Source organism: Blastopirellula marina, from assembly GCF_002967715.1.
GTDB lineage: Bacteria > Planctomycetota > Planctomycetia > Pirellulales > Pirellulaceae > Bremerella > Bremerella marina_B.
The window spans coordinates 1-12,724 of sequence record NZ_PUIA01000051.1; the positions used below are offsets into that span (position 1 = coordinate 1).

General features: G+C 53.9%; 9 protein-coding genes. 3 read left to right on the forward strand and 6 right to left on the reverse strand.

Annotated features, from left to right (window positions below; all coding sequences use genetic code 11):
- A partial coding sequence (locus C5Y96_RS16135; RefSeq protein ID WP_214609075.1) for a hypothetical protein occupies positions 1 to 597 on the forward strand: 597 nt, incomplete at its 5' end.
- 33 nt (positions 598 to 630) lie between these two features.
- A complete protein-coding gene (locus tag C5Y96_RS16140; RefSeq protein ID WP_105355380.1) occupies positions 631 to 2,862 on the forward strand; it encodes a type ISP restriction/modification enzyme in 2,232 nt (743 codons plus the stop codon).
- 14 nt (positions 2,863 to 2,876) lie between these two features.
- Here C5Y96_RS16140 and acs read toward each other — a convergent pair whose 3' ends face one another.
- The 3 genes from acs to C5Y96_RS16155 all read right to left on the reverse strand — a co-directional run bounded on the left by acs (position 2,877) and on the right by C5Y96_RS16155 (position 7,221).
- Positions 2,877 to 4,832 carry an acetate--CoA ligase gene (acs, locus tag C5Y96_RS16145; RefSeq protein ID WP_105355382.1) on the reverse strand — a complete coding sequence of 652 codons (1,956 nt, stop codon included), beginning with the start codon at positions 4,830 to 4,832 and terminating at the stop codon, positions 2,877 to 2,879.
- 120 nt (positions 4,833 to 4,952) lie between these two features.
- Positions 4,953 to 6,212 (reverse strand): DUF6807 family protein, encoded by a 1,260-nt coding sequence (locus C5Y96_RS16150; RefSeq protein WP_105355385.1) that lies wholly within the window; start codon positions 6,210 to 6,212, stop codon positions 4,953 to 4,955.
- Between the two features lie 208 nt (positions 6,213 to 6,420).
- Complete coding sequence (locus C5Y96_RS16155) at positions 6,421 to 7,221, reverse strand: polyprenol monophosphomannose synthase (protein ID WP_105355387.1); 801 nt, start codon at positions 7,219 to 7,221, stop codon at positions 6,421 to 6,423.
- Positions 7,222 to 7,340: 119 nt separating this feature from the next.
- Between C5Y96_RS16155 and C5Y96_RS16160 the strand changes: the two genes are divergently transcribed.
- Positions 7,341 to 8,621, forward strand: a complete 1,281-nt coding sequence (locus C5Y96_RS16160) for an MFS transporter (protein WP_105355397.1) — start codon at positions 7,341 to 7,343, stop codon at positions 8,619 to 8,621.
- Positions 8,622 to 8,632: 11 nt separating this feature from the next.
- On the opposite strand, the gene C5Y96_RS16165 is transcribed toward C5Y96_RS16160, so the two are convergent.
- The 3 genes from C5Y96_RS16165 to C5Y96_RS16175 form a co-directional block, all read right to left on the reverse strand.
- Complete coding sequence (locus C5Y96_RS16165; protein ID WP_105355399.1) at positions 8,633 to 9,577, reverse strand: SDR family oxidoreductase; 945 nt, start codon at positions 9,575 to 9,577, stop codon at positions 8,633 to 8,635.
- Positions 9,578 to 9,653: 76 nt separating this feature from the next.
- A complete protein-coding gene (locus C5Y96_RS16170) occupies positions 9,654 to 11,198 on the reverse strand; it encodes a hypothetical protein (RefSeq protein WP_105355402.1) in 1,545 nt (514 codons plus the stop codon).
- 9 nt (positions 11,199 to 11,207) lie between these two features.
- Positions 11,208 to 12,713, reverse strand: a complete 1,506-nt coding sequence (locus tag C5Y96_RS16175) for an ExeA family protein (RefSeq protein ID WP_105355404.1) — start codon at positions 12,711 to 12,713, stop codon at positions 11,208 to 11,210.
- Positions 12,714 to 12,724 lie beyond the last annotated feature (11 nt).

Here is a 12,724-nt window from a genome sequence, read left to right on the forward strand (position 1 = left end):
CCCATTCCGAACACAGCAGTTAAGCACAACCAGCCGATGATAGTGCCCACCAGTGCGAAAGTAGGTATCGCCGGATTCATTTACACTTCCAAAGCCCCGCTTAACTCAAGCGGGGCTTTTTTATTGCCCATGTTGGAAGGTAAACTGGGCTCTTCATCACTTGCCACTAATTGTCAGGCCCCTGCTTTGTCTTCTTCACCAACGATCTTTCCTGTCTATCGCTCGGCTACCCGAAGAGGTGCCGCCTCTCCGCTGGTTCTTGCGATCGCGGCCGTATCAGGCCTGATCCTGGTTAGCTGCCTAGTCTGTGGCGGTTTGGTTTATTTCGGAGTAAATTCCCAAGCCACTTCTCAGATCCAGCAGAAGTATGGCAATAACCCGATTGTGAAGGAGCATCTGGGCGAGATTCATTCTGCCTGGATCAATACGGAAGCAAGTCACGAGGTTGCTGAGGAGTTCGGTACGCCTGACTACATTGTCTACGATGTGCACGGCTCGGAGGGAGACGGACAATTACTCATTAAGCAAGGCGAGGGAGACAATTTTGTCGGGGATGAAGGAATTCTTCGTATCGACTCCCAGGACTTTGACCTCTAACGGTCCATCTCACCAAGGAAGGATCCAGATCACGTGAGCGTCGGCCCGTCTGCCTATCACTTTGAGGCCGAGCTCGCCCGGAATTCTCCTCAACAGCGTCGTGAGCGAGGCGTCTTCTATACTCCCTGGGAAATCGCCCGGAGAATTGTTTCCCAGATCGACTCGCGTTTGAAGCAAGACTTCAGCCTTTCAAGCGGTCTGGCGGATTCCTCCACATGGGAATCGATATGCTCTCATCATAAATTGGAGCTTCCTTCTGAAGTCGATCCACGACAATCCTTCGTCAAGATACTGGAACCCGCTGCTGGATCTGGCGTGTTCTTAATCGCCGTATTGAAACAAATCCATCAAAATATAGAGTCGGCTTCACTTCACCAGAAGGAATCGAAACGCAGGTGGCAAAAGTATGTTGCCGAGGTGCTGCCTGGCTCACTGCATGCCATAGAACTCATGCCCGATGCTATCGAGCAGTTCCACGGATTAGCTTCGCAGTTTCTGGAAGACCATGGCATCGCACAACAAGATGTTCCCCCGATCTCGGTCTATTGTGGCAATGCCTTAGAGTCCAATATTCACCGGAAACTTGGTTCGCCTGCAACCGTTGTTTTGGGAAATCCTCCCTATTCGGCGGCATCCACCAATACAGGTGATTGGATCAAACAACTGCTCCGAGGGCAAACGCCGGAAAGTACGGCGTTACGTAACTATTTCGAAGCGGCTGGTTGCCCACTGCAGGAGAAGAAGCTTTGGTTGCATGACGACTACGTCAAATTCCTGCGTGTCGCACAGTGGCATATAGAGCGAGCAAGGTATGGTGTCATTGGTTTTGTGATCAACCATGGATTCTTAGACAACGTCACGTTTCGCGGCCTTCGATATCAATTGCTTGATCAGTTCGATCAAATTGATTTACTCGATCTGAATGGCAATTCTAAAAAGCGAGGAACAGCTTCTCGACTCACACGCGATGAAAGTGTGTTCGACATAGGCCAAGGTGTCGCGGTCTCCCTGTTTTCAAAATCACCGATTGCCAAAAAGAAGCAGTCGGTTCGATACGGCGAACGCTGGGGGCCGCGGCAATCGAAACTGCAGGAGCTGGCCGAATCGAATTGGGACGATCTTGTCGACCAGACGATTACTCCCCTGCCCCCTCACTATTTTCTGAGCCCGCGCTCTTCACACGTGTCGCGTGAGTACAACCAGGGAATCAGGGTCATCGAGTTGTTCCCCCAGGGTACTTCCACTGTAGTGACCGCGCGAGATGCGATCGTTATCGATACGTCTCAAGAGAGGCTGCTGGCTCGTATCGATGAATTTCGAGATCCGGGTATCTCCGACGACGAACTGCGAGCGAAGTATTTCCCGCGTCCACGGAGCAGTCAGTACCCACCAGGCGACACCCGAGGCTGGAAACTGCCCGCTGCCCGAGAAAGTCTTCGTAACGATGCTGATTGGCAAGATCGCATCGAGCGATGTGCTTACCGCCCTTTTGATCGTCGCTGGATCTATTGGACTTCCAGCATGATCGACTGGCCCCGCGGCGAAGTCATGAACGCGATGCGAGACAAAGACTCGCTTGGACTGGTTGTGCGTCGTCAAATGCCACCGGATCGTCCCTGCAACTTTTTCTTCGTCGCCAACTGCCTGGCAATTGATGGTCTCCTGCGAAGTGATAACCGAGGAAACGAAACTCTTTTGCCACTGACAATTGGCGGGCAAGAGAACATCAACCGCGACCTTCTCCCTGCGGACTTGGCCGATGTCTCAGCGAGGTCACTTCTGGCATACGTTTACGCTCTCTTTTACAGCGAACAATACCGAACACAGTTTGCTGCTCATCTACAGATCGAATTTCCTCGCGTGTTTCTGCCAACACAGAGCGAGGTCTATAGGCAGTTATCCGAACTGGGAGACCAATTGATTTCGCTCCACTTATCAGACGAAAAACTCGTAGCGGATGCGATGCCTGGCCCTGAAGTTGCGATCGCCCCGGGACATCCCAAGCATCGAAGCGGCCTGGTCTGGATCACTCGCGATACGCCACTGGCCCAAGCGGACAGCGAGGCCTGGCTTTTCCATATCGGCAGCCATCAAGTGCTTCGAAAGTGGTTGAAAGACCGTCGCGGTGAGATTCTTACCAAGGACGAGATCGCCCACTATCTTCGCGTGATTCAAGCGATTCAGCAGACCAAAACGATCATGCGGCAGATCGATGAAATCATAAAAAAGCTCGGTGGGTTGCACCGAGCTTTGGGTATCTCTTAGTTGACTTCGCAAATTTATTCTTCTTCGCGAAGCTTAGCCAAAATCGAGTAATCCTCGAGCGTCGTTGTATCCCCCACCACTTCTTTGCCTGAAGCGATGTCGCGGAGCAAGCGACGCATGATCTTACCACTTCGAGTTTTTGGCAAGGTCGCGGTAAAGCGAATGTCGTCAGGAACGGCCAAGGCACCGATTTCCTTTCGCACGTGCTTCTTGAGTATATCACGAGCTTCATCCGTGTCGTCGGTTCCCTTGAGAGTCACGAAGGCAGCAATCGCTTCCCCCTTCACTTCATGTGGGCGCCCCACTACGGCGGCTTCAGCAACCAAGGGGTGCGAAACCAAGGCACTTTCCACTTCAATGGTACTCAAGCGGTGACCGGCGACGTTGATGACGTCATCGATTCTGCCCATGATCCAGTAGTAACCATCTTCATCACAACGTGCATTGTCGCCTGCCAGATACTTACCCGGCACTTTGGACCAGTACGTTTCCTTGAAACGCTCTTCGTCACCCCAAACACCGCGCAGCATCCCTGGCCAAGGCTGGGTGATTGTGAGCATGCCCCCTTGGTTGGTACCGACTTCGTTGAGGGACTCGTCGTAGATACCAGGGACGATCCCAAATAGCGGCCGGGTACAGCTGCCAGGCTTGGTCGCAATAGCGCCAGGAAGTGGCGACATCATGATGCCGCCTGTTTCAGTCTGCCACCACGTATCGACGATCGGACACTTCTCGGAACCGATCTTCTTGTGGTACCACATCCAGGCCTCGGGGTTGATCCCTTCCCCCACGGTACCTAATAGCCGCAAGCTGGAAAGATCATGCTTATCGACCCACTGATCGCCCCATTTGATGAAGGCGCGAATCGCGGTTGGAGCGGTATAAAGAATGGTTACTTTGTACTTCTCGACAATCTCCCAGAACCGGCCTTCGTCGGGATGGTTCGGGGCACCTTCGTACATCACGCACGTGGCACCTGCGGAAAACGGTCCATACACCACGTAGCTGTGACCAGTGATCCAACCGCAGTCGGCGGTGCACCAGTAAATGTCATCATCTCGGTGATCGAAGACCCACTCAAAAGTCTTCTTGGCATACAGGTTATACCCGGCCGTTGTGTGCAGAATGCCCTTGGGCTTTCCTGTCGAACCACTGGTGTAGAGGATGAATAGCGGTGTTTCGCTATCCAAAGGAGTTGCCGGGCAGTCGTCCGAGGCGGCATCCATCAGCTCGTGCCACCAAACGTCTCGATCCGACTTCATGGGAACGTCATTACCGACACGTTTCAGGACAACGCACTTCTCGATCGTTTCCGATTTCTCGAGGGCTTCATCGACAATTGATTTGAGTGGCAACTCCTTACCACGTCGCCAGCCTTCGTCGGCCGTGATGATAACCTTGGCCTGGGCGTCGTTGTTACGATCTGCGATCGATTCGGCCGAGAAGCCAGCGAAGATCACCGAGTGAATCGCACCGATTCGGGCACAGGCTAGCATCGCAATGGCGAGTTCGGGAACCATCGGCATGTACAGCGAAACGCGATCCCCTTCCCCAACGCCCAAGCTCTTCAGGCCGTTGGCACATTTACAAACCTCGGCGTGCAGCTCTTTGTAGGTTAGCGAACGCTGGTCACCCGGCTCCCCTTCCCAGATGATGGCCTTCTTGTCAGCGGTAGGCGTACCCAGGTGACGGTCCAGGCAGTTGTAGCTGACGTTGGTCTTACCACCGACAAACCACTTGGCATTGGGACAATTCCACTCGAGAACCTCGTTGTAGGGCTCGAACCAGTGGAGCTCTTCCTTGGCGAACTTGTCCCAGAACGCAGGCAAGTCCGCTTGGGCTTCGTCCCACTTCTGCTGGTACTCTTCGACCGACTTTACCCGGGCCTTCGACGCGAACTCTTCACTTGGGGGAAAGAGCCGCGATTCATGCATCACGTTGTCAATTTGCCCGGTTTTACCATCCGACATGAACAGTACATCCTAAAAGGTTTACTAATGATGGAGTATTTTCCGTTGGGGTGAACACGCGATTTTAGGTACGGGTAACCGAGGTGTCAACGAATGCCCCCAGTCCCCGCCTTCGGGCACCTAACCTGCTTCTACCGTCACTTTAGGTGGGTCGACGAAGTCATCGCGAAGCTGTTTGATCTCTGCCACGTCCATTTCGCCAGGCTGAAGCCAGATTCGGTAGTTCAACTCCAGCGGCTTATCACCTGGGATCTCGGTGGCGAAGTACGAACCGAACCGACCATAGTCTCGTTCGCTGAAGCGAGCCGGTTTCGGGTTCGCGGGGGAATCTAGATAGCAACAGGTATAACGTTGGTCAAACGCGACAAAGCTAAGTGCGTTGAATTCCAGATTAATGTGATCTTTATTGCCTGGCCAATTGCGGAACTTGCCAGGCTCTCCCTTACCGTCGGGGCGAACGTAGTACGTTTGCTTGGCAGTCTTATCTGGCACGTGCTGGGTCGCTCGATACTGGAAACCGGCGTGCTGTGGGTCGCCATCGACTTTCAGGTTGTCGACCATGGAGGTCAGCTCGGAAGTGAAATCGATTACCTGGGCTCCGTCAACGTGATAGACAGTCATTTCCCGAAGTTCTGTGGCGAAGGTTTTGCCGTCCTGACCGTTCCAATTGATCTCGAGAAGTTGACGAGCCATCACCGGGCCAACTTCTTCCCGTACGAATGCTTCATGTGTCTGGCTTTCCTTCTTGTTGCAATGCCACACATCGGCCGACTTAGTCTTGCCGTCTTGATCGTAGCTAATGCGATTGAAGCCGTAGAAAATGCCACGGTGATGCTGAAACAGCCCGCCTGGCCCCTTTGTCAGAAGGTTCTTTCCCTCTGGATCAAACAGATGATGATAGACCTTCATCGTTTCATGGCGACGGTCTTCTGAGCTGGAATCGACCGCTTCGTACATGTAGCGTAGGACGGGACGATCACCGAACAACAAGTCTTTGTACTTGCCAGCTTCGTCTTGGAAGTGAAACTCGGTCACTCCCTCGTTGTTCTTTGGAATGGAAACGGCAAATTCGCGTTCCGGTCCGACCATCGTCTTCGGTAACACCATATGCAGTTCACGGGCCAACGGATCCGCAGCTGGGTTGCCCAGCCCCGGCTTGGTTAGCTGTCCATACAGAGATTCTCCGCCATCGATCGTCAGTTCGACAAGAGTGACGTCGGCGAAGCTCTTTGGAACTGCGACATCAACCTTCAGTGGAACTGCCCGCTTGGCATCGCCTTGTGCGGCGACCTTAACGTGAAAGGTCTCGGCTACGCTCACGCTGGTTAGGCAAAGCAAAACGAGAGCACAGGAAGTGAGAAGGGTACGTACGGAGAACATCGATTGGCGTCCTTTCGACGTTGAGGGGCAGGGACTAGATCACGTTCATCATAATCCCGTGAGAATTCACAAACCACTAGTGAATGGTTGCGAGGAGGTAGATCCCCCTATCTGGCAAGAACCTAGCACGACGATCGTACGTTTGCCTTAAAGTTCGCGGCCTCAAGGGAAGTAAAAAGCCCTTAGAAAACTGGCCTGGCTTGGAACCTTAGAACGGGAGCCAGGCTTTCAGCCCCAGCCGGAATATCGTCCAAACGGCAACCATAGCTTTCTTCATGTTGATCTTCGAGCTACCGTACTGGCGTTCGACAAACTGAAAGGGGACTTCGACGAATGTCGCCCCTTGCTCCTTCAAGTGATAGAGCACCTCTTCGAAGAACGAGTACCCGTAGCTAAGAAACGAATCGAAGGTGATCTTTCGCAGGAGGTTCACCGGATAGGCGCGGAAGCTGCCGCTGCAATCTGCCATGGGCAACCACAAGAGCCACCGCGTGTACAAGTTGATCGCGCGGCTCATGAAGTGTCGCTTCAACGGCCAGCCAGTGATACCGCCACCTTGGATGTACCGCGAACCGATGACGACCGTACTATCGGCTGCCCCGGCCTTCCATGCTTCCAGCATTTCGGGGATCTTCTCCGGTGGATGACTCAGGTCGGCGTCCAAATTAATCATCACGTCGTAGTTGTTATCGATGGCGTACTGCATCGCGGCGATGATGGCAGATCCCAGACCGGGCTTTCCTTTGCGATGAAGACAATGCATCCGCGCATTCATCTTGGCGTGTTCTTCGCACCACTGCCCGGTTCCATCTGGAGAACCATCATCGATGACAAGCACATCGGCCTCGGGCAAAGTGTCTACGAGTCGCTCAACGAGAATCGGCAAATTCTCGATCTCGTTATAGGTAGCGATGGCAACCAGGACACGTCCAGTCTTCACGCTGTGCTGGTCCCCCTTAGCCAAACCGCTACGCGGGGTCGCTTCTGAATTGTCAGCGATTTTGCTCATTTTGTTCGTCAAAAGTTTGTGCTCAGACTGTCCAGGATAGGGGTTCCTAAGATTTTCGGCCTAGGAATGCCTATACTTACATTCTAACCCGATTGATCGCAAAACCGAGACGAGGCCCCATGAATTCCGCCGTAGTTACGGCCGATGAACCGTCGACTGCCCCGCAAATTGCGTATGGCCGTGAATTCTGGCTGGCCTACTTTGCCAATACGGCGTTGATTGTCTGTAACAGCTCCTTGTTCCGTTACTTCGACTTTGTCAATTATCTGGGTGGTGACGAATACGATCTAGGGCTGATCACCGGCTTCGGAATGGGTGGAGCCGTGCTTGCTCGGTTCGCTCAGGGGGCTGTCATCGACCGATTCGGAACACGCGTGGTTTGGCTTGGTTCGTTGTGCTTACTGCTAAGTGCTATCTTGGGACACTTTGTCGTCGACGAGGTTAACGGCACTCTGATCTACCTGCTTCGTCTTTGCTATATGGTTGGCCTGGCCGGTGCATTCGGTGCTTCGATCACTGCCATCTCGCTTAAGGCCCCCAAGGGACGCAGCACCGAATTAATTGGCGTGTTGGGTTCGTCGGGGTTTGTCGGCCTGGCGATTGGGCCTCTGATTGGCGACATCATCTTCGCAGGCGAGGCAGCCATCGATGCCAAGATCAACACAATGTTTCTAGTTGCCATGTGTGCCGGTATGGTTTCGATCACGCTCGCCTACCTGGCAACACGCGGCGACAAACCGCCGCATTCCAGCGAGCATCCGTCTCTTATTCGCTTGATTCGCGAGTATCATCCCGGCTGGATGCTGGCCATGGCGTTTGCGATGGGAGTCGGTGTCTTGATTCCGCAGATCTTCTTACGTAGCTACGCGAAGGAAATTGGCATCGAGCATATCAGCTCGTTCTTCCTCGTGTATGCGATTACGGCTTTTACTTGCCGGTTGCTCACTCGCAAAGTGCCCGAACGGATCGGCGTAAAGAATGCGGCCACGATTGGCATCCTGCTTCTGTCGTTCAGCCTGACGCTTTACCTATTGGCCAAGAATCCCTGGCTGTTACCCGTGCCTGCGATCGTGGGGGGAATGGCTCACGCGTTGATTTTTCCGGCCATCATTGGCGGCGGAAGTATCGCGTTTCCTAAGAAGTATCGTGGCACCGGCACGAACTTGATGCTGGTGATGCTCGACTCTGGCGGTTTGTTTGGGCAACCGCTCATTGGTGTCATGATCGCCAGCAGCCGTAAGGCGGACCTACCCGCCTATCCAATCACCTTCGTAAGCGTCGCCGTTCTGCTGGCGATCATTGCCTTGTTGAATCAACGCTTCGCCAAGCCAATCATATCACAGGAAGAAGATCAACCGGTACTGGAAGAACGTTCGCACTGCGTGAATGAATCGCTCTAGCCCTGCCGAACTTACGCACGCTGCAGAGCCAACTCGCGGTAGTATTCAATCGAACGCTGTAGTCCCTCTTCAAAGTCGACTTCGATCTCGTAGTTGAGCAGCTTCGTGGCCAGCGTGTTGTCGGCCATGCTGTCACGGACGTCGCCGACTCGTGGGGGTTCGTGCTTAGCTTGCACATCCGTTCCCAGATACTCATTCAGCAACCTGAGTAGCGTCAGCAGCGACGTGCTCTTGCCATTGGCCACATTGATGATGCGGCCTGCGACGTTGTCGGAAGCCATCGCTTTAAGGTTGGCGCTCACGATATTCTGCACGTAAGTAAAGTCGCGTGACTGCTGACCATCTCCGTAAACGATCGGCTGCTTGCCACTCAACAGCAGCGTCAGGAAGATCGGAATCACGGCCGAGTACGGGCTGTCAGGATCTTGCCGCGGGCCAAAGACGTTGAAGTAACGCAGACCAACCGTTTCCAGGCCATACGTGTGATAGAACGCCTGGCAATAGTATTCGCCTGCGAGCTTTGCGACTGCGTAAGGGGAAAGGGGAGCCGGAAGATCCGATTCACGCTTGGCCAGGTAAGGCTGATCGCCATAGGCACTGCTGGATGCGGCATAGACAACACGTTTCACGCCAGCCTTGCGGGCTTCGTTCAGAACGTTCAGCGTGCCGGTTACGCAGTGCAGGTTTGTGTCCAGCGGACGTTCCACACTCAGCGGCACCGATGCGAGGGCAGCTTGATGGAAGACGTACTCCACACCGTCGAGTGCTTGGGCCAGGTCCTCGGGGTCGGTGATAGAGCCTTCGATGAACGTTGCATTGGCATGATCAGGCAGGTTCTTTCGGCTGCCGGTGCTGAGGTTGTCGTAGATGACGACCTCGTCCCCACGGGCCAGCAAACCGTCAACAATGTGAGAACCGATAAAACCGGCACCGCCGGTAACAAGATACTTGGCCATGGCAACTAGTCTGGCTGAGGGTATGTTCGTCTGTGTAGATCGCAAGGACTAACGACTTAGCAGCCAAGTATAGCACTTAATTGCGGACAGAGGTGGCAATCAATCCAGCTGGTTCTATCCCTGCTTGATGGTAGCAATCGAGCGTTGCCTGAATATCTTCGCGGGATATGCTTCCCAGATCGGCTTGAAGGTAAGTCTTGTTCGCTACTTGCGCGAGCAACCACGACGCCGCCGAGTCTGGACCTTCTCCTGCGATCAGCACGATCGAGCAAGTCTTTAAGATTTCACGAACTTGATCACGCAGCGATTCCAGATCCTGTTCGCTACCACTGAGCATGAAGGAAGACTTGCCCGCTGGAATCACGGAAATACCGGTGTCACTGTCGCGGTAGGTTCCGTCTTGCCGATAGGTCTCGCGTCGAACCGTCTCGAACAGTCCTGGACTCAACCTCAGCCCCAGTTGCTCAGATAGAGTTTTATTCTTCAGTGCTCCATCGATCATAAACACATCGCACGAGTTCTGGCTCAACCAAGCCGCCAGTCGAATGGCCAGGCTTGCCGTATCGCGACCAGGCACACATGTTCCCAGAAAAATGACCTGCGGCTGGGAGATCGACGAAGGTTCCACAGGCCCAAAGATCGAATCACAGAGTTCGATCAGTTCCAGTGACAATTGCGGGTCATCGAGTGAATCAATCGCTTGCCGTAGGGGATTGATAACTGGAATCGGCTTTTCCGGTGCCACTGGACGGTCTTGAGGTTTGAAGACGGTCGAGTGCTCCGTAGCTTTGGTCAACGGTGTACTTGACTTCGGAGGAGCTGATGTAGGTTCGCCAGCCATCACAGGAACAGGAGCCGTAGCCTGGCGTTGGACTCGCTGTTCAACATCGCTCAACTTCTTCGAGAATGACTCTTCCTGCCGCTTCAATTGTTTGAGCAGTTCAGCCTGGATGGTTTGCGATGACTGTTGGTGCGACTCAAGAGAATCTCGCAGACGAACGATCTCCTCCTCGTATCGCTTATCGTGCGAAGCCAGTTGTTCGCGCACTTGTTGAATTTCAGCTTCAGGATTCGACTCCATCACCAGCGTTTGGCTGGCCGATTGGGCCTGAACTCGCTGTTCGACTTCGCTCAGCTTCTGTGCAAACTCTTCCTGTTGCTTTTGGAGCTCGTTCCGCAGTTCGTTCTGGATCTCTTTCATCTCAGCTTCGATCTTCTTCGAAGACTGCTGATGTGTTTCGAGGGTATCACGCAAACGAAGGATCTCGTCTTCGTGACGCCGATCGTGCGAGGCCAGTTCCTCTTTGACCTGAGTTACCTCTCGTGCCACCTTATCCCGCTGCTTCAGCATCCCGGCCAGCTGCTGGGTGAGCTTCTGAATCAGTTCATTTTGCGCAAGCGAAACAATCGATGGCTCGGGCTTCTCTTCAGGTTCCGGCATGACGATAGTCTGCGTCATGGGTCGATCGACCGCTGCAGCACTGGAAGCCGATCGCTCAGACTTTGGCTCGCCACGCACTTCAGGTGATGCCTCCAACGAGCCTGAGGCGGCCTCTTGCGGAGGGCTGGTCTCAGGCGAATCCGTTTGCAAACCTTGCAGTGCTTTTAGAAAACGAGCCATGGCTTTCGCTTATGCGTGTTGTCGACGCAGTTGAGAGAACAGTTGACGATACGTTCGGCGACGCGGCGATGGCATCTTGGGGTGCTGTGGCTCTTCCACTGCCGTCTCTTTGGAATCAATGACAATAATGTCACGATCGTCCCAGTCAGAAAACCCAGTAGAATGGGTAGAGAAATCTCGCGAGACGACCATCCCTTCAGCCTGCGAGTAGCTGGGCTGAATCACTTCCACTTCGGCGAGATTTTCCTCAGACCCAACCAAGAACGCGGCGATCTCGGAGTTACGCGGGCTCACGACACGGCGAATCCCGCGGATCTCTTGATCCCCTAGTGAAGCAAAGCGGTCCAGAACAATCTCTTCCTTCTCAAACTTCTCGTCAAACGGATTCGTCGCATTCTGAAACGTCAGTTCAACCTCAGGCTCTTCAGCAGCGACTGGCGAGAACTCTTCGTCTTCTTGGGCAGGAGAGCGATCTTCAAATCGGACCACCGAAGGATATTCGATCGCGGATTCCGACTTCGTGTCTTCCAGCGAGCCAAACTCGATAAGCGAATCGGTCGAATGCGCGTTATCGGTTCGGATTTGGCGCTTGGGAACCGGCAACCGCTGAAGATCGGCCCAGGCTTCTTCAATTCCGTCCGCATCCAATTTCGTCTCATCCCCTAGCGCCGCCAACAGCAAGGCATGATCGCAGATCTGATTCACCAGACGCGGAACACCTTGGCTACGCTGAGCGATTGCTTCGATTGCCGAGTCGTCGAAGATCGTTTGCTTTGCTCCAACCACCTGAAGTTGCTGACGAACGTATTTAGCTACGTCGGAGGTAGACAGCGGTTGCAAATAGGCCCGGGCACCAACGCGTTGATTGAACGACATCAGATAGGGACTGGACAGTCGTTCTTCCAGCGTCATATTGCCCAACAGAACGACCGACACGCGTGAGCGGTCTTTGCCCGCGAAATTCGTCAGTAGTCGAAGTTCCTCCAAAAGGCGAATCGGGAGCAGATCCGCTTCGTCGACCAGGATGACAATACCCATCATCCGGCGGCTTTCCAGACGCTCGACATACTCTGCAAATTGAATTCGCAGCTCCCCTTCTTCCAGGCCACGACAAGGGAGATCAAGTTCGTAGGCGATGGCCTGAAGTAGTGCGCGTCGCGAACCACAGTGACCACTATTGAGACGAACGACTTCGAAGTCGTCTTCCAGTTCTTCGTGCAAACGTAGCGCGATCGTCGACTTGCCGAGCCCTGGTGCCGAGATCAGGGTGCCGACCCCTTCGTCGCGACGAACGCATCGCAGCAGGGTCTCGATAGCTTCGAGGTGCGAATCCGTCTCCACGTAACCGACCAAGGACGGGACGCTGGGAAATGGGCGTTGCGACAATCCAAAAATTTCTTCGTACATGGTCATCCGTGTCCCGGGAAGGGTATGATCTCCGCGTCCTTGCGGCTGGTCGAACAAAATCGCTCGAGAATACAGGGCTTTCTTTTCATCGGCATTTTCAGCCGTCATTCTCCAAACGG

What these genes read in the sequence shown, in the direction of transcription:
- acs (WP_105355382.1), bottom strand. Translation starts at nt 4,832, where the DNA reads ATGTCGGATGGTAAAACCGGGCAAATTGACAACGTGATGCATGAATCG.
- C5Y96_RS16150 (WP_105355385.1), bottom strand. Translation starts at nt 6,212, where the DNA reads ATGTTCTCCGTACGTACCCTTCTCACTTCCTGTGCTCTCGTTTTGCTT.
- C5Y96_RS16155 (WP_105355387.1), bottom strand. Translation starts at nt 7,221, where the DNA reads ATGAGCAAAATCGCTGACAATTCAGAAGCGACCCCGCGTAGCGGTTTG.
- C5Y96_RS16160 (WP_105355397.1), top strand. Translation starts at nt 7,341, where the DNA reads ATGAATTCCGCCGTAGTTACGGCCGATGAACCGTCGACTGCCCCGCAA.
- C5Y96_RS16165 (WP_105355399.1), bottom strand. Translation starts at nt 9,577, where the DNA reads ATGGCCAAGTATCTTGTTACCGGCGGTGCCGGTTTTATCGGTTCTCAC.
- C5Y96_RS16170 (WP_105355402.1), bottom strand. Translation starts at nt 11,198, where the DNA reads ATGGCTCGTTTTCTAAAAGCACTGCAAGGTTTGCAAACGGATTCGCCT.
- C5Y96_RS16175 (WP_105355404.1), bottom strand. Translation starts at nt 12,713, where the DNA reads ATGACGGCTGAAAATGCCGATGAAAAGAAAGCCCTGTATTCTCGAGCG.